Source organism: Arsenicicoccus dermatophilus (genome assembly GCF_022568795.1).
Taxonomy (GTDB): domain Bacteria; phylum Actinomycetota; class Actinomycetes; order Actinomycetales; family Dermatophilaceae; genus Arsenicicoccus; species Arsenicicoccus dermatophilus.
Window position 1 is genome coordinate 2626998 of sequence record NZ_JAKZHU010000001.1, and the last position, 15972, is coordinate 2642969.

The following is a 15972-nucleotide window of genomic DNA, read 5'->3' on the forward strand; positions in this document are numbered from 1 at the left end:
CCTCGGCCGGGTGCGCCGGTCGGGGCCCGTCGCCCGCGGGCGGCAGGCTCAGCGGGCCCCGCCACACCGGCGCTGACCCAGGACGGCCAGGTCACGCGTCGCGGGGCTGGTCGGCGCCGGGCAGGGTGCGGACGCTGCGGGCCGCCGCCGCCCGGGCGGCCAGCTCCTCGTCCGGGGGATAGACGACCTCCTCCAGGCTGAGCCCCTGCGGCGGCATCACCGCGACACCGGGGTCGCGGCGGGCGCCGATCAGCACCCCGTGCAGCCACGCCGCGTCCCGTCGCCCCTCCCCCACCGGCACGGCCCCACCGATCAGGGCGCGGACCATGGAGTGGCAGAAGGCGTCGGCCCGCACGGTCGCGACGAGCACGCCGTCGTCCTCGCGCCGCCAGGAGTACTCCAGCAGCGTGCGGATCGTGGTCGCTCCCTCGCGCTGCTTGCAGAAGGCCCCGAAGTCGTGCAGCCCCACGAGCTCCGCGCACGCGTCCTGCATGCGGGCCAGGTCGAGCGGGCGCCGCACCACCGTCGTGTCCCGGCGCCGCAGCGGGTCCAGCCGGGAAGGGTCGTCAAGGAGGCGATAGCGATACCTCCGCTCCATCGCGGAGAACCGGGCGTCGAAGCCCCCCGGCGCCACCCGGACGGCACGCACCACCAGGTCGCCGGGCAGCACCCCGTTGAGCCGGGTCACCGCGGCCTGGGTCGGGGGCCGGTCCGATCGACCAGGCAAGCGGGACAGCTCCGCGTCCCCCACGTCGAGGTGGCAGACCGCGCCGCGCGCGTGGACCCCGGCGTCGGTGCGCCCGGCGACCGTCAGCCGCGGGGTCTGCGAGGTGCGCAGGATCGTTCGCCAGGCCTCGGCCAGGGTCTCCTCCACGGTCCGAAGCCCCGGTTGAGCGGCCCACCCGCTGAAGTCCGTCCCGTCATACGCGAAGTCCACCCGCAGCCGGGTCGTCGCACCGGGAGTCTCCATGAGGGTCGATCCTAGCCGCGCCTCGCCGATCACCCGGGTCAGGACCAGCAGGTATGCCGAAGGGCCCACCTGCTCCTGGGAGCAGGTGGGCCCTCGCGGGTCCCAGGTCGACCGGTCACCCGGTCGTGTGGGTCACTTCTCGTCGGTCGCAGCCTCGGCAGCCTTGGTGGCCGGCGCGTCCTCCACCGGGGCCTCGGCCTCGGCGGCGTCGGTGGACACCGGCGCGGTCTCCTCGGCCGGCTCGACCTTGGCAGCCGCCGGGGTGGGCTCGGCGTCCTTGGCCGCACGGCGGGTGGCCGCCTCGGCCTCCTTGACGGTGGCGCGCTTGGCGACGGGCTCGCGGACGAGCTCGATGACCGCCATGGGCGCGTTGTCACCCTTGCGGGCGCCGACCTTCGTGATGCGGGTGTAGCCGCCCTGGCGCTCGGCCATGTCAGGAGCGATCTCGACGAAGAGGCGGTGCACGACGCCCTTGTCCCGGATCACCGTGAGGACACGGCGACGGGCGTGCAGGTCACCGCGCTTGGCGAAGGTGATCATGCGCTCGGCGAGCGGGCGCAGGCGCTTGGCCTTCGCCTCGGTGGTGGTGATGCGGTCGTGCTCGAAGAGCGAGGTGGCCAGGTTGGCCAGGATCAGACGCTCGTGAGCCGGACCGCCGCCGAGACGGGGACCCTTGGTAGGGGTAGGCATGGTTTCTCCTAGGTCTTCCGACCGGCCGCAGGTGACGCCGACGGCGTCGTGAGGTCAGGCTGCGGCCCGTCAGGGGGTATCAGTACTGCTCGTCCTCGAGGGCGATGTCGTCCTCGTAGCTGTCGTAGGCCTCGGCGATGCTGGCCGGGTCGAACCCGGGCGGGCTGTCCTTGAGCTGCAGGCCCATGCCCACGAGCTTGGCCTTGACCTCGTCGATCGACTTCGCACCGAAGTTGCGGATGTCGAGCAGGTCGGCTTCGCTGCGCCCCACGAGCTCGCCCACGGTGTGGATGCCCTCGCGCTTGAGGCAGTTGTAGGACCGGACCGTGAGGTCGAGATCCTCGATCGGCAGGGCCAGGTCGGCGGCCAGCGCCGCGTCCGTCGGGGACGGGCCCATGTCGATGCCCTCGGCCTCGACGTTGAGCTCGCGGGCCAGCCCGAAGAGCTCGACCAGCGTCTTGCCGGCAGAGGCCATGGCGTCGCGGGGGGTCATGGAGTTCTTGGTCTCCACGTCGACCACGAGGCGGTCGAAGTCCGTACGCTGCTCGACACGCGTCGCCTCGACCTTGTAGGTCACGGCGAGCACCGGCGAGTAGATCGAGTCGACCGGGATGCGCCCGATCTCCTGGTCACCGGACTTGTTCTGGTGGCTCGAGACGTAGCCGCGACCGCGCTCGACGGTCAGCTCCATCTCCAACTTGCCGTTCTCGTTGAGCGTCGCGATGTGCAGGTCGGGGTTGTGCACCTCGACCCCCGCCGGCGGAGTGATGTCGGCCGCCGTGACGGCGCCCGGTCCCTGCTTGCGCAGGTACATCACCACGGGCTCGTCGTGCTCGGAGGAGACGACGAGACCCTTGATGTTCAGGATGAACTCGGTCACGTCCTCCTTGACCCCGGGGACGGTGGAGAACTCGTGGAGGACCCCGTCGATCCGCAGGCTGGTGACGGCGGCACCCGGGATGCTCGACAGCAGCGTGCGCCGCAGCGAGTTTCCGAGGGTGTAGCCGAAGCCCGGCTCGAGGGGCTCGATGGTGAAGCGGGAGCGCGACTCGGAGACCTGCTCCTCCGAGAGCACCGGACGCTGTGCGATCAGCACGGTGTGATTCCTTCCCATGGACGCCCGCCATATGACGTCTCATGACTTCCCCGCGACGGGGACGACCGATCCAGCTCTGTCTCTGGACCGGCCCAGGTGATCCTGCAGGCCAAGCCTGCCAGATCGCCGACCTCAGAAGGATGGCGGCAGGCCAGGCCGAGACCCGGCCCACCGCCATCCGTCGGGGCCTGTTACTTGGAGTAGAGCTCCACGATCAGCTGCTCCTCGACCGGCACGTCGATCTGCTCGCGCACGGGAAGCTGGTGGATCAGGATGCGCAGCGTGCTGGGCACGACCTGCATCCACGCCGGGACGGGACGCTCACCGAAGGTCTGGCGCGCCAGCTCGATCGGGAAGGTGTTCACCGACTTCGGTCGGACGTCGATGATGTCGTACTGCGTCACCTGGTAGGACGGGATGTCCACGCGGACGCCGTTGACCAGGAAGTGGCCGTGGCTCACCAGCTGACGGGCCGCACGACGGGTGCGGGCCAGACCGGCGCGGTAGATCACGTTGTCCAGACGGGACTCCAGGATCTGGAGCAGGTTCTCGCCGGTCTTGCCGGGACGGCGGGAAGCCGTCTCGTAGTAGTTGCGGAACTGCTTCTCCAGAACCCCGTACATGTAGCGGGCCTTCTGCTTCTCGCGCAGCTGGAGGAGGTACTCCTTCTCCTGCACGCGACCGCGGCCGTGCATGCCGGGCGGGTAGGGGCGGTTCTCGAAGTTCCGGTCGCCACCGACGAGGTCGGTCTTGAGACGACGGGACTTCTTGCTCATGGGTCCGGTGTAACGAGCCATAAGTCAGTAACTCCTTCCGTGTCTCAGACGCGACGGCGCTTGGGCGGGCGCACGCCGTTGTGGGGGGTGGGCGTGACGTCGCTGATGGCGCCGACCTCGAGGCCGGTGGCGGTCAGCGAGCGGATCGCCGTCTCGCGGCCCGAGCCCGGGCCCTTGACGAAGACGTCGACCTTGCGCATGCCGTGGTCCATCGCCCGGCGGGCAGCGGCCTCCGCGGCCATCTGCGCAGCGAACGGCGTGGACTTGCGGGAGCCCTTGAAGCCGACCTGGCCGGCAGACGCCCACGAGATGACCGCGCCGGTCGGGTCGGTGATGGAGACGATCGTGTTGTTGAACGTGCTCTTGATGTGAGCGTGCCCGTGGGCGACGTTCTTCTTTTCCTTGCGGCGAATCTTCTTCGCCGCAGCCTGACGGCCCTTGGGAGGCATGTGCCTGGTACTCCTTGTGCTCGGAAAGTGAAGACTGTGCGTGAAGTGGACCGACTGATGTGCCGTGCGCCGAGGTTCGCCCCGGGCAGGCTCGGTTCACATCAGGGGTTACTTCTTGCCGGCCTTCTTCTTGCCGGCGACCGTGCGCTTCGGACCCTTGCGGGTACGGGCGTTGGTCTTGGTGCGCTGACCGCGGACGGGCAGGCCACGACGGTGGCGCAGACCCTCGTAGGAACCGATCTCGACCTTGCGGCGGATGTCGGCAGCGATCTCGCGGCGGAGGTCACCCTCGATCTGGAAGTTCTCCTCGAGGTGGTCGCGGAGCTTGACCAGCTCCTCCTCGGTGAGGTCCTTGACGCGCGTGGACGGGTCAACACCCGTGGCGGCGAGCGTCTGCACGGCGCGGGTGCGACCCACGCCGAAGATGTACGTCAGTGCGACCTCGACGCGCTTCTCGCGCGGCAGGTCGACTCCAACGAGACGAGCCATGTGGTTGGTTCTCCTGGTGTGTACGGAGGTCTGGAGCAACACCGTTCCGCCATACCTGCACCGTCGTGGCTCGGAGCCCTGTCAGTGGTCGGGCCCCTCGCTCGGGTGCCGGCTGCGGTCCCCGGCCTCCGTGCCGGGGGTGACGTCCAGGTCGAGGCCTGGTGCCGGGTGCTGCTGTCCTGCTGCATTGCGTGCGGCGAAAGCCTGCGCGCCGTGCGGGACCGGGGGCCGGAGCTCCCGGTCGGTGATCAGCCCTGACGCTGCTTGTGGCGGGCGTTCTCGCAGATCACCATGACCCGACCGTTGCGGCGGATCACCTTGCACTTGTCGCAGATCTTCTTGACGCTCGGCTGAACCTTCATCTGCCTACTGTCTTCAGATCGGGCCCGGCACACGGACGTGCACCAGGCGGGTGGAACGGGATGTGCCTCCGCGCCGACCGGGAACCGGTCAGCGGTACCGGAAGACGATGCGCCCTCGGGTCAGGTCATACGGGCTGAGCTCGACGACGACCCGGTCCTCGGGCAGGATGCGGATGTAGTGCTGACGCATCTTCCCGGAGATGTGGGCGAGCACCTTGTGACCGTTGGTGAGCTCGACCCGGAACATCGCGTTCGGGAGAGCTTCCACGATCGTGCCCTCGATCTCGATGACACCGTCCTTCTTGGCCATGTCCTCCACATTCCGTCGGGGCGGTCCTGCAGGGACGCAGCGCGACCGCCATGGCACACATCGGCCGACGCTCGACACGCCAGCCTGACTCACGTTCAAGTTGCTCGTGAGCCGACGCACCAGCCTACGCCAAGAAGCCGCACCCGGCGAAATCCGCGGGGACGGGCCCCCGGCCGGTCATCCCCGGTCGAGCGGGGCGAACGACGCTCCGAGGGCCGAGAGGCGTGCCTCCCCACCGTCCACCTCGGTGAGCACCCACACACCGGCGTCGGTGACCGCGACGGAGTTCTCCCAGTGGCTGGCGGCCGAGCCGTCGTCGGTGACCACGGTCCACCCGTCCTGGAGGACGTGGCTCTCCGGCGAGCCCAGCGTGACCATCGGCTCGATGGCGATCGTCACGCCGCTACGCACGACCGGGCCCCGCTCGCGGACCCGGTAGTTGTAGACCTGGGGCTCCATGTGCATCGCAGTGCCGATCCCGTGACCGACGTAGTCCTCGACGATCCCGTAGTCGACCCCGTCCCTGGCGCCGGCGGCCTCGACGGAGTCCTCGACGGCCGCACCGACGTCGTGCAGCCGGCCCCCGACGCGCAGCGCCGCGATCCCCGCCCACAACGACGCCTCCGTCGCATCGGACAGCGCCAGCTCCGCCGGACGACCCGCCTCGCGACCACCGACGACGAAGGTGCGGGCGGCGTCCCCGTGCCAGGGCGTGCCGTCCTGCACGACGTAGCAGCCGCAGTCGACGGACACGAGATCACCCTCGCGCAGCACGCGCTCACCGGGGATGCCGTGCACGATCTCGGGACCGACCGAGACGCAGAGCGTATGCCGGTAGCCGGGGACCTCGGAGAAGTTCGGGCGCATCCCGTGGTCCCGGATGAAGGTCTCGGCCAACCGGTCGAGCTCCCCCGTGGTCATGCCCGGACGCAGCTCACGGCTCAGCATCTCGAGCGTCTGGCCGACGACCAGACCCGCGCGCCGCATGGCCCGGATCTGGTCGTCGGTCTTGCCCTGGAGCTTGGAGCGGCCGAACATCAGGCCTTCACGGTCGTCAGGAGGCGGGTGGTGACCTCGTCGACCGCACCCATGCCGTCGATCTCGCGGAGCAGGCCGCGACTGCGGTAGACGTCGACCAGCGGGGCCGTCTCGCGGGCGTAGACCGCCATCCGCTCACGGATGACGTCCTCGGTGTCGTCGGCGCGCCCCTCGATCTCGGCGCGCTTCAGCAGGCGCTGGACGACGGCGTCGGTGTCGACCGTCAGGACCAGGACCGCGTCAATGGAGCGGCCGGCCTCGGCCAGCATGCCGTCGAGGGCCTCGACCTGGCCCACGGTTCGCGGGTAGCCGTCGAGCAGGAAGCCCGGCTCGCAGTCGGGCTGGGCGAGACGGTCCGCGACGATGGCGTTGGTGATCTCGTCGGGCACGTACTGACCCGCCGCGGTGATCTCCTTGACCTTGAGACCCAGCTCGGTCTCGTTCTTGATGTTGGCGCGGAAGATGTCGCCCGTCGAGATGGCGGGGACGCCGAGCTCGTCGGCGATCTTGGCGGCCTGCGTGCCCTTACCAGCCCCAGGGGGGCCCATGATGATCAGCTGCATTAGCGGAGGAACCCTTCATAGTTGCGCTGCTCGAGCTGTGCCTCGATCTGCTTCACGGTCTCCAGACCCACACCGACCATGATGAGCAGAGAGGTGCCACCGAACGGGAAGTTCTGAGCGACCCCGTCGCCCATCCCCTCGAGGGCGAGGATCGGGATCAGCGAGAGCATCCCGAGATAGAGCGCCCCCACGACCGTGAGCCTGGTCAGGATGTAGTCGAGGTACTGCTCGGTGGGGCGGCCGGCGCGGATGCCCGGGATGAAGCCGCCGTAGCGCTTCATGTTGTCCGAGACCTCCTTGGGGTTGAACGTGATCGACACGTAGAAGAACGTGAAGAACACGATGAGCACGAAGAAGATCACGCCATACCACAGCCCACTGCCGCGGCCCAGGTGCGTCATGATCCACTCCGCCCACCCGGGGATGGAGCCGTCCTTGGCCCGGCCCTGCTGGAACTGCGCCACCATCATCGGCAGCTGCAGCAGGGACGACGCGAAGATCACCGGGATCACGTTGGCCATGTTGATCTTCAGCGGGATGTAGGTGCTGGAGCCGCCGTAGACCTGACGGCCGACGAGGCGCTTGGCGTACTGCACCGGAACGCGCCGCTGGGACTGCTCCACGAACACCACCGCGGCGACGATCAGGATGCCGAGCGCCATCACCATCGCGAAGCGACCCATCTGCCGCCCGTTGGCCGCGACGCCCGACCACATGGCGGTGGGGAAGCCGGCGACGATCGAGGTGAAGATCAGCAACGACATGCCGTTGCCGACACCGCGGTCGGTGATGAGCTCTCCCATCCACATGACCAGGCCGGTCCCGGCAGTCATGGTGATCACCATGATCAGCAGGGCCGTCCACGACTCGTCCGGCATGATCGACGTGCACTGGCCGCCGAACAGCTGCTGCGGGTTGCGCGCGAACGTCACGTACGTGGCGGACTGCAGGATCGCCAGCCCGATCGTCAGGTAGCGCGTGTACTGCGTCAGCTTGGTCTGGCCCGACTGACCCTCTTCCTTCAGGGCCTCGAAGCGCGGGATCACGACGGTCAGCAGCTGCACGATGATGCTCGCGGTGATGTACGGCATGATGCCGAGCGCGAAGATCGACAGGTGGAGCAGGGCGCCGCCGCTGAAGAGATTCATCATCCCCAGCACGCCGGAGGTCGAGCTGGCGCCCGCCAGGCACTGCTGAACGTCGGCATAGTCCACGCCAGGCGTGGGCACCAACGAGCCCACCCGGAACAGCGCCATGATCATCAGGGTGAACAAGATCTTCTTGCGAAGGTCAGGCGTCTTGAACGCCCGGGCAAAGGCCGTGAGCACAGGTCCTCCTCGGGGACGCAACCTGCCGAGAGTAGCATCCGGGCGCCGTAAGCCCAGAACGTACGACGACCCCGGAAGCTGGGTGGCTTCCGGGGTCGTTCGTGTGAGAGGTCAGGCCTCGGTGGTGGTGCCGCCGGCCGCCTCGATCTTGGTCTTGGCCGAGCCGGAGAACTTGTCAGCGGTCACGTCGACCTTGACAGAGATCTCCCCGGTGCCGAGCACCTTGACGAGCGAGCCCTTGCGGACGGCACCCTTCTCGACGAGGTCCGCGACGGTGACCGTGCCACCCTCGGGGAACAGCGCCGAGATCTTGTCGAGGTTCACGACCTGGTACTCGGTCTTGAAAGGGTTCTTGAAGCCGCGGAGCTTGGGCAGACGCATGTGCAGCGGCGTCTGACCACCCTCGAAGCGCTCGGGAACCTGGTAGCGCGAGCTGGTGCCCTTGGTGCCACGGCCTGCGGTCTTGCCCTTGGAGCCCTCACCACGACCGACGCGGGTCTTGGCGGTCTTGGCACCCGGGGCGGGACGCAGGTGGTGCACCTTGAGGGCGTGCGTGGTGCCGTCGGCAGGAAGCTCCTGCTCGCCGGCCGCAGCCTTCTTGGTCGTAGCCATGATCAGTCAACCTCCTCGACGGCCACCAGGTGGGCGACCGTGCGGACCATGCCGCGGATCTCGGGGCGGTCCTCCTTGACGACGACGTCGCCGATGCGCTTGAGACCGAGCGTGCGCAGGGTCTCGCGCTGGTTCTGCTTGCAGCCGACGTGGCCGCGCGTCTGGGTCACCTTGAGGCGTGCCATCACGCAGTCACCTCCGCGGGGGCGGACGACGCCATGCCGGCGGCGCGGGCCCGGAGCAGGGCGGCCGGGGCGACGTCCTCAAGGGACTTGCCACGGCGGGCCGCGACGGCCTCCGGACGCTCCAGACCCTTGAGGGCGGCGACGGCGGCGTGCACCACGTTGATCGAGTTGTCCGAGCCCAGGGACTTGGACAGGACGTCGTGGATGCCCGCGCACTCGAGCACGGCGCGCACCGGGCCACCGGCGATGACACCGGTACCAGGGGCGGCCGGGCGGAGCAGGACGACGCCTGCGGCGGCCTCACCCTGGACGGGGTGGGGGATGGTGCCGGCGATACGGGGCACACGGAAGAAGGCCTTCTTGGCCTCCTCGACACCCTTGGCAATCGCCGCGGGCACCTCCTTGGCCTTGCCGTAACCGACGCCCACGGTGCCGTCACCATCGCCCACCACGACGAGCGCGGTGAAGCTGAAGCGACGACCACCCTTGACCACCTTGGCGACGCGGTTGATCGCCACGACGCGCTCGATGTACTGGCTCTTCTCGGCGGAGTCGCGGCGGTCGTTGCGCTCGCGACGGTCACGGCGGTCGTTGTTGCGCTCGCCACCGTTCTGGCCGGTGCCGGCGCCGGTTCCGCGGCGCTGAGGTCCTGGCATCAGATGTTCCTCTTTCCTGAAACGTACGACTGGTGAGCGGTCACAGGTCCAGACCACCCTCACGGGCGCCGTCAGCGATCGCGGCGACCCGACCGTGGTACTGGTTGCCACCACGGTCGAAGACGACGGCCGAGACACCCGCAGCCTTGGCACGCTCGGCGATCAGCTCGCCGACCCGCTTGGCCTTGGCCGTCTTGTCGCCGTCGAAGGAGCGCAGGTCGGCTTCCATGGTGGAGGCGCTGGCCAGCGTCTTGCCCTCGGTGTCGTCGACGATCTGGACGAACATGTGGCGCGCCGAACGGTTGACCACGAGGCGGGGTCGCACAGCGGTGCCGGTAACGCGCTTGCGCAGACGCAGGTGGCGACGCGAGCGAGCGGCCGACTTGCCCTTGCCGCGCTTGACGATGAGACGTGCCATGGCTTACTTACCAGCCTTTCCGACCTTGCGGCGGATCTGCTCGCCCGCGTAGCGGACACCCTTGCCCTTGTAGGGGTCGGGCTTGCGGAGCTTGCGGATGTTGGCAGCGACCTCGCCGACCAGCTGCTTGTCGATGCCCTTGACCGAGAACTTGGTCGGGCTCTCCACCTGGAAGGTGATGCCGGCCGGGGGCTCGATCAGGACCGGGTGCGAGAAGCCGAGCGCGAACTCGAGGTTGGAGCCCTTGGCGACGACGCGGTAACCCGTGCCGTGGATCTCGAGCTTCTTCTCGTAGCCGTTGGTCACGCCCTCGACCATGTTGGCGATGAGCGACCGGGTCAGGCCGTGCAGGGCACGGGCCTCACGCTCGTCGTTGGGGCGGCTGACCTGGATGGTGCCGTCCTCGGCCTTGGCGACCGAGATCGGCTCCTTGACCACGTGGGTCAGCTCGTTGTTGTTCTTCTTGACGGTCACGGTCTGACCGTCGATGGTGACCTCCACACCCATGGGCACGGAGACAGGGAGACGTCCGATGCGGGACATGCGATCTTCCTTTCCGAGTGCCTGGGATTACCAGACGTAGGCGAGGACTTCCCCACCCACGCCCTTCTGAGCGGCCTGCTTGTCCGTGAGGAGACCGGAGGACGTGGAGATGATCGCCACGCCCAGGCCTCCGAGAACCTTGGGGAGATTGGTGGACTTCGCGTAGACGCGAAGACCCGGCTTGGACACCCGGCGGACACCGGCGATGGAACGCTCCCGGTTGGGTCCGTACTTGAGGGTGATGGTCAGGGTCTGACCCACCTCGGCGTCCTCGATCTTGGAGCCGGCGATGTAGCCCTCCGCCTCGAGGATGTCCGCGATGTTCTTCTTGAGCTTCGAGAACGGCATGGAGACAGCGTCGTGGTGCGCCGAGTTGGCGTTCCGGACGCGGGTCAGCATGTCCGCAATCGGGTCAGTCATTGTCATTGGGCTGCTTGCCCTTCCTCACCGCGGTTTCAGGTCTGAGCCGTATGCCGGTCCCCCGGCGGCTCGTCCCCGACCTGCGATGTAGAACGGAGTGGAAATTCGAGGGGTGGATTACCAGCTGCTCTTGGTGACGCCGGGGAGCTCGCCCCGGTGAGCCATCTCGCGCAGGCAGACGCGGCACAGGCCGAACTTGCGGTAGACCGAGTGCGGACGGCCGCAACGCTGGCAACGCGTGTAGGCGCGAACCTTGAACTTGGGCTTGGCGTTGGCCTTGTTGATCAGGGCGGTCTTGGCCACGGTCAGTTCTCCTTGAAGGGGAAGCCGAGCTGCTTCAGCAGGGCGCGACCCTCGTCGTCGTTGGTGGCGGTCGTCACGATCGTGATGTCCATACCACGCACGCGGTCGATCTTGTCCTGGTCGATCTCGTGGAACATGGACTGCTCGTTGAGGCCGAAGGTGTAGTTGCCGCGCCCGTCGAACTGCTTGCCCGACAGACCACGGAAGTCGCGGATGCGCGGGAGCGCCACGGACAGCAGACGGTCCAGGAACTCCCACATGCGGTCACCGCGCAGCGTGACGTGCGCACCGATCGGCATGCCCTCGCGCAGCTTGAACTGCGCGATGGACTTGCGGGCCTTGGTCACCACGGGCTTCTGGCCAGTGATCGCCGTGAGGTCGCGGACTGCGCCCTCGATGAGCTTGGAGTCGCGAGCGGCCTCGCCCACACCCATGTTGACGATGACCTTGGTCACGCCGGGCACCTGCATCACGTTGGCGTAGGAGAACTGCTCCTGCAGGGCAGGCTTGATCTCCGCGGCGTAGCGCGCCTTGAGGCGGGGCTGCGTCTTCTCAGAGGTGGTAGCGGTCATGGTCACAGGTCCTTGCCCGAGCGGACCGAGACGCGGGTGCGGAGGGTCTTGGTGCGACCGTCGCGCTCCACAGTCTCGACGCGCGTCTTGATGCGGGTCGGCTTCTTGGTCTCGGCGTCGACGACCTGCACGTTGGACACGTGGATCGGCGCCTCGGTGTGGACGATGCCACCGGTGCGGCCCGTTCCCTGGCCAGCCTTGGTGTGCTTGGTCACCCGGTTGACACCCTCGACCAGCACGCGCTGGGTCTCGGTGTTGACGCTGATGACCTTGCCCTGCAGGCCCTTGTCGGGACCGGTGATGACCTGCACGAGGTCACCCTTCTTGATCTTCATCTTCGCCATGGGTTACAGCACCTCCGGCGCCAGAGAGATGATCTTCATGAACTTCTTCTCGCGCAGCTCGCGGCCGACCGGGCCGAAGATGCGCGTGCCACGCGGGTCCCCGTCGTTCTTGAGGATGACGGCCGCGTTCTCGTCGAACTTGATGTAAGAACCGTCGACGCGACGACGCTCCTTGGTGGTGCGGACGATGACGGCCTTGACCACGTCGCCCTTCTTCACGTTGCCACCGGGGATCGCGTCCTTGACGGTGGCGACGATGACGTCGCCGATGCCGGCATACCGACGACCCGAACCGCCGAGCACACGGATGCAAAGGATCTCCTTGGCACCGGTGTTGTCGGCGACGCGCAGTCGCGACTCCTGCTGGATCACTGTCGAACTCCTGTCGTCGAGCCGGTTCTCTCCGGATTCCTCCGGTCGAGCCTTGCCGAACTGTTGGTGGGGCTGGCCTCAGGTCGTCCCGAGACCGATGCTTGCGGTGAGCGGTGGCGAATTACTTCGCGCGCTCGAGGATCTCGACCACGCGCCAGCGCTTGCTGGCGGACAGGGGTCGGGTCTCCATGATGAGGACGCGGTCGCCGATACCGGCCGAGTTCTGCTCGTCGTGCGCCTTGACCTTGCTGCTGCGGCGCAGGACCTTGCCGTACAGGGCGTGCTTGACGCGGTCCTCGACCTCGACGACGACGGTCTTGTCCATCTTGTCGCTCACCACGTAGCCCTGGCGGGTCTTGCGGTAGTTGCGCTCGAGAGTCGTCTCGCTCACGGTGTTCGCAGCTTCCTTCTGGTTGTCGCTCATGCCTTGGCACCCTTCGCGGGGGCGGCGCCGATGCCGAGCTCACGCTCACGCATCTCGGTGTAGATGCGGGCGATGTCCTTGCGGACCGCACGCAGACGGCCGTGGTTCTCCAGCTGACCGGTGGCGGACTGGAAGCGGAGGTTGAACAGCTCCTCCTTGGCCTTCTTCAGCTCGTCGACCAGACGGTCGTCGCCCAGACCACGGAGCTGCTCGGACGTCAGGTCCTTGGAACCGACTGCCATCAGATGTCACCACCTTCGCGCGCCACGAAACGGCACTTCATCGGGAGCTTGTGCATGGCGAGGCGCATGGCCTCACGGGCGACGGGCTCCGGGACGCCGGCCAGCTCGAACATGATGCGGCCGGGCTTGACGTTGGCCACCCACCACTCGGGCGAGCCCTTACCGGAACCCATGCGGGTCTCGGCAGGCTTCTTCGTCAGGGGACGGTCCGGGTAGATGTTGATCCAGACCTTTCCGCCACGCTTGATGTAGCGGGTCATGGCGATACGGGCGGACTCGATCTGCCGGTTGGTGACATAGGCCGGCTCGAGAGCCTGGATCCCGTAGTCACCGAAGGAGATCGTGGTGCCACCCTTGGCCGCGCCACTCCGCTTGGGGTGGTGCTGCTTGCGGTGCTTCACACGACGGGGAATCAGCATCAGGACTCAGCTCCCTGCTCCGCAGGCTGGGCCTGCGCGGTGTCGGACGCAGCGGGGGCCTCGGCGGCCGGGGCTGCGTCGCGGTGGTCACGACGGGGGCCGCGGCCACCACCACGGCCGGGGCGGTCCGCACCGTCACGGCGCGGGCCGCGTGACGGGCGCGGCGCGGCAGCCTGCTGGGCCGCGAGCTCCTTGGCAGTGATGTCACCCTTGTAGATCCACACCTTGACACCGATGCGACCGAAGGTCGTACGAGCCTCGTAGAAGCCATAGTCGATGTTGGCGCGCAGGGTGTGCAGCGGGACGCGTCCCTCGCGGTAGAACTCCGAGCGGGACATCTCGGCGCCGCCGAGACGACCGGCGCACATGACCCGGATGCCGAGGGCACCAGCGCGCTGGGCGGACTGCATGCCCTTGCGCATGGCGCGGCGGAAGGACACACGGGCAGACAGCTGCTCGGCGATCCCCTGGGCGACCAGCTGGGCGTCGACCTCGGGGTTCTTGACCTCGAGGATGTTCAGCTGGACCTGCTTGCCCGTGAGCTTCTCCAGCTCGCCACGGATGCGGTCGGCCTCGGCGCCACGGCGACCGATGACGATGCCCGGGCGGGCGGTGTGGATGTCGACGCGGACGCGGTCACGCGTGCGCTCGATCTCGACGCGGGCGATGCCGGCGCGCTCCATGCCCTCGGACAGGAGGCGACGGATCGCCACGTCCTCCTTGACGTAGTCGCGGTAGCGCTGACCCGGCTTGGTCGAGTCGGCGAACCAGCGGCTGCGGTGGTCGGTGGTGATCCCGAGGCGGAAACCGTGCGGGTTGACCTTCTGACCCATTAGCGGGTGCCTCCCTTGCTCGCGGCCACCGGCTGGCCAACGAAGACGGTGATGTGGCTCGTGCGCTTGCGGACCCGGAACGCACGGCCCTGGGCGCGGGGCTGGAACCGCTTCATGGTCTGGCCCTCGTCCACGAAGGCCTGCGTGACGACGAGGTTGCGCTCGTCGAAGGCCTCGGAGGCCTGGTCAGCCTTGACACGGGCGTTGGCGATGGCGCTCTGCAGCACCTTCAGGACCGGGTCGCTCGCGGACTGCGGGGCGAACTGCAGCGTCGCGATGGCCTCGGTGACGTTCTTGCCCCGGACCAGGTTGACGACGCGACGGGCCTTCATCGGCGTGACGCGGACGTGACGCGCGACGGCCTTGGCCTCCATCTGGAACTCCTTGTGGTTGGTGGCCATCAGCGACGACGCCCCTTCTTGTCGTCCTTCTCGTGACCCTTGAAGGTACGGGTGGGGGCGAACTCGCCGAGCTTGTGGCCGACCATCGACTCGGTCACGAAGACCGGGACGTGCTTGCGACCGTCGTGCACGGCAAGGGTGTGGCCGAGCATGTCGGGGCTGATCACGGATCGACGCGACCAGGTCTTGATGACGTTCTTGGTGCCCGCTTCGTTCTGGGCGTCCACCTTCTTCTGAAGGTGGTCGTCGATGAAGGGGCCCTTCTTCAGGCTACGAGGCATGTCCAAAGGCTCCTATCAGCGCTTCTTGCCAGTGCGACGACGACGGACGATGAGCTTGTCGCTCGGCTTGCCCGGCTTGCGGGTGCGGCCCTCGGGCTGACCCCAGGGGCTGACCGGGTGGCGACCACCGGAGGTCTTCCCCTCACCACCACCGTGCGGGTGGTCGATGGGGTTCATGGCGACACCACGGACCGTGGGGCGCTTGCCCTTCCAGCGCATGCGGCCGGCCTTGCCCCAGTTGATGTTGCTCTGCTCGGCGTTGCCCACCTCGCCGACCGTGGCGCGGCAGCGCAGGTCGACGTTGCGGATCTCGCCGGACGGCATACGCAGCTGGGCGTAGGGGCCGTCCTTGGCGACGAGCTGAACCCGCGCACCGGCGGAGCGGGCGATCTTGGCGCCGCCGCCGGGCTTGAGCTCGATCGCGTGGATGACGGTACCCACGGGGATGTTCTTGAGCGGCATCGCGTTGCCCGGCTTGATGTCGGCGCCGGGGCCGTTCTCGATGATATCGCCCTGGCTCAGCCGGTTGGGGGCGAGGATGTAGCGCTTCTCCCCGTCGGCGTAGTGCAGGAGCGCGATGCGCGCGGTGCGGTTGGGGTCGTACTCGATGTGCGCGACCTTCGCGGGCACGCCGTCCTTGTCGTGACGACGGAAGTCGATCACGCGGTAGGCGCGCTTGTGCCCACCACCGATGTGGCGGGTGGTGATGCGACCGCTCGAGTTGCGTCCACCGGTCTTGGGCAGCGGGCGCACCAGCGACTTCTCGGGCGTGCTGCGCGTGACCTCGACGAAGTCCGCCACGCTCGAGCCGCGACGACCCGGAGTCGTGGGCTTGTACTTACGGATAGCCATGTCTAGTCCCTCAGTGTCCTAGTC

Annotated in this window: 28 protein-coding genes; all 28 read right to left on the bottom strand. The window is 68.0% G+C overall.

The window, feature by feature from the left end:
* Positions 1-91 precede the first annotated feature (91 nt).
* The gene (locus MM438_RS12115) at positions 92-970 is read right to left on the bottom strand and encodes a tRNA pseudouridine synthase A (protein WP_241452810.1); all 879 of its coding nucleotides are present in this window, start codon (positions 968-970) and stop codon (positions 92-94) included.
* Between the two features lie 132 nt (positions 971-1102).
* Positions 1103-1660, bottom strand: a complete 558-nt coding sequence (gene rplQ, locus MM438_RS12120) for a 50S ribosomal protein L17 (protein WP_241452811.1) — start codon at positions 1658-1660, stop codon at positions 1103-1105.
* A 79-nt stretch (positions 1661-1739) separates the two neighbouring features.
* Positions 1740-2756 (bottom strand): DNA-directed RNA polymerase subunit alpha, encoded by a 1017-nt coding sequence (locus tag MM438_RS12125; protein ID WP_241452812.1) that lies wholly within the window; start codon positions 2754-2756, stop codon positions 1740-1742.
* Between the two features lie 191 nt (positions 2757-2947).
* On the bottom strand, positions 2948-3553 hold the full coding sequence (rpsD, locus tag MM438_RS12130) for a 30S ribosomal protein S4 (protein WP_241452814.1): 606 nt from the start codon (positions 3551-3553) through the stop codon (positions 2948-2950).
* Between the two features lie 23 nt (positions 3554-3576).
* Positions 3577-3981 (bottom strand): 30S ribosomal protein S11, encoded by a 405-nt coding sequence (rpsK, locus tag MM438_RS12135; protein WP_241452818.1) that lies wholly within the window; start codon positions 3979-3981, stop codon positions 3577-3579.
* A gap of 108 nt (positions 3982-4089) precedes the next feature.
* Positions 4090-4470, bottom strand: coding sequence for a 30S ribosomal protein S13 (gene rpsM / locus MM438_RS12140; RefSeq protein WP_241452823.1), 381 nt, complete (start codon positions 4468-4470; stop codon positions 4090-4092).
* Between the two features lie 248 nt (positions 4471-4718).
* Positions 4719-4832, bottom strand: a complete 114-nt coding sequence (gene rpmJ, locus MM438_RS12145; protein ID WP_019286332.1) for a 50S ribosomal protein L36 — start codon at positions 4830-4832, stop codon at positions 4719-4721.
* A gap of 88 nt (positions 4833-4920) precedes the next feature.
* Positions 4921-5142, bottom strand: a complete 222-nt coding sequence (infA, locus tag MM438_RS12150; protein WP_006946284.1) for a translation initiation factor IF-1 — start codon at positions 5140-5142, stop codon at positions 4921-4923.
* 177 nt (positions 5143-5319) lie between these two features.
* Entirely contained in the window at positions 5320-6180 is an 861-nt protein-coding gene (gene map / locus MM438_RS12155; protein WP_241452824.1) for a type I methionyl aminopeptidase, read from the bottom strand.
* Positions 6180-6743 carry an adenylate kinase gene (locus tag MM438_RS12160; RefSeq protein ID WP_241452825.1) on the bottom strand — a complete coding sequence of 188 codons (564 nt, stop codon included), beginning with the start codon at positions 6741-6743 and terminating at the stop codon, positions 6180-6182. The genes map and MM438_RS12160 overlap by 1 nt, the downstream gene beginning before the upstream one ends.
* Positions 6743-8071 (bottom strand): preprotein translocase subunit SecY, encoded by a 1329-nt coding sequence (gene secY / locus MM438_RS12165; protein WP_241452827.1) that lies wholly within the window; start codon positions 8069-8071, stop codon positions 6743-6745. Before secY ends, MM438_RS12160 begins: the two co-directional genes overlap by 1 nt.
* Positions 8072-8182: 111 nt before the next feature.
* Entirely contained in the window at positions 8183-8683 is a 501-nt protein-coding gene (gene rplO, locus MM438_RS12170) for a 50S ribosomal protein L15 (protein WP_241452828.1), read from the bottom strand.
* 2 nt (positions 8684-8685) lie between these two features.
* Entirely contained in the window at positions 8686-8868 is a 183-nt protein-coding gene (gene rpmD / locus MM438_RS12175) for a 50S ribosomal protein L30 (RefSeq protein ID WP_050347860.1), read from the bottom strand.
* Positions 8868-9524, bottom strand: coding sequence for a 30S ribosomal protein S5 (gene rpsE / locus MM438_RS12180; RefSeq protein WP_241452829.1), 657 nt, complete (start codon positions 9522-9524; stop codon positions 8868-8870). The genes rpmD and rpsE overlap by 1 nt, the downstream gene beginning before the upstream one ends.
* A gap of 40 nt (positions 9525-9564) precedes the next feature.
* Complete coding sequence (rplR, locus tag MM438_RS12185) at positions 9565-9942, bottom strand: 50S ribosomal protein L18 (RefSeq protein ID WP_241452830.1); 378 nt, start codon at positions 9940-9942, stop codon at positions 9565-9567.
* Positions 9943-9945: 3 nt separating this feature from the next.
* Entirely contained in the window at positions 9946-10485 is a 540-nt protein-coding gene (rplF, locus tag MM438_RS12190; protein WP_241452833.1) for a 50S ribosomal protein L6, read from the bottom strand.
* Positions 10486-10512: 27 nt separating this feature from the next.
* Positions 10513-10911, bottom strand: coding sequence for a 30S ribosomal protein S8 (gene rpsH, locus MM438_RS12195; protein WP_241452834.1), 399 nt, complete (start codon positions 10909-10911; stop codon positions 10513-10515).
* Positions 10912-11022: 111 nt separating this feature from the next.
* The gene (locus MM438_RS12200) at positions 11023-11208 is read right to left on the bottom strand and encodes a type Z 30S ribosomal protein S14 (protein WP_050347855.1); all 186 of its coding nucleotides are present in this window, start codon (positions 11206-11208) and stop codon (positions 11023-11025) included.
* Between the two features lie 2 nt (positions 11209-11210).
* Entirely contained in the window at positions 11211-11780 is a 570-nt protein-coding gene (gene rplE, locus MM438_RS12205) for a 50S ribosomal protein L5 (RefSeq protein ID WP_241452835.1), read from the bottom strand.
* 2 nt (positions 11781-11782) lie between these two features.
* Positions 11783-12124: a 50S ribosomal protein L24 gene (gene rplX, locus MM438_RS12210; protein WP_241452841.1), complete on the bottom strand. Its 342-nt coding sequence runs from the start codon at positions 12122-12124 to the stop codon at positions 11783-11785.
* Positions 12125-12127: 3 nt separating this feature from the next.
* Complete coding sequence (rplN, locus tag MM438_RS12215; protein WP_241452843.1) at positions 12128-12496, bottom strand: 50S ribosomal protein L14; 369 nt, start codon at positions 12494-12496, stop codon at positions 12128-12130.
* Between the two features lie 121 nt (positions 12497-12617).
* On the bottom strand, positions 12618-12920 hold the full coding sequence (gene rpsQ / locus MM438_RS12220; protein ID WP_241452846.1) for a 30S ribosomal protein S17: 303 nt from the start codon (positions 12918-12920) through the stop codon (positions 12618-12620).
* A complete protein-coding gene (rpmC, locus tag MM438_RS12225) occupies positions 12917-13162 on the bottom strand; it encodes a 50S ribosomal protein L29 (RefSeq protein ID WP_241452848.1) in 246 nt (81 codons plus the stop codon). Before rpmC ends, rpsQ begins: the two co-directional genes overlap by 4 nt.
* Entirely contained in the window at positions 13162-13581 is a 420-nt protein-coding gene (rplP, locus tag MM438_RS12230) for a 50S ribosomal protein L16 (RefSeq protein WP_241452849.1), read from the bottom strand. The genes rpmC and rplP overlap by 1 nt, the downstream gene beginning before the upstream one ends.
* Positions 13581-14414 carry a 30S ribosomal protein S3 gene (rpsC, locus tag MM438_RS12235; protein ID WP_241452852.1) on the bottom strand — a complete coding sequence of 278 codons (834 nt, stop codon included), beginning with the start codon at positions 14412-14414 and terminating at the stop codon, positions 13581-13583. The genes rplP and rpsC overlap by 1 nt, the downstream gene beginning before the upstream one ends.
* On the bottom strand, positions 14414-14788 hold the full coding sequence (gene rplV, locus MM438_RS12240; protein ID WP_241453477.1) for a 50S ribosomal protein L22: 375 nt from the start codon (positions 14786-14788) through the stop codon (positions 14414-14416). The genes rpsC and rplV overlap by 1 nt, the downstream gene beginning before the upstream one ends.
* A gap of 26 nt (positions 14789-14814) precedes the next feature.
* On the bottom strand, positions 14815-15096 hold the full coding sequence (gene rpsS / locus MM438_RS12245) for a 30S ribosomal protein S19 (protein ID WP_050347847.1): 282 nt from the start codon (positions 15094-15096) through the stop codon (positions 14815-14817).
* 15 nt (positions 15097-15111) lie between these two features.
* Entirely contained in the window at positions 15112-15948 is an 837-nt protein-coding gene (gene rplB, locus MM438_RS12250) for a 50S ribosomal protein L2 (RefSeq protein WP_241452854.1), read from the bottom strand.
* Positions 15949-15972 lie beyond the last annotated feature (24 nt).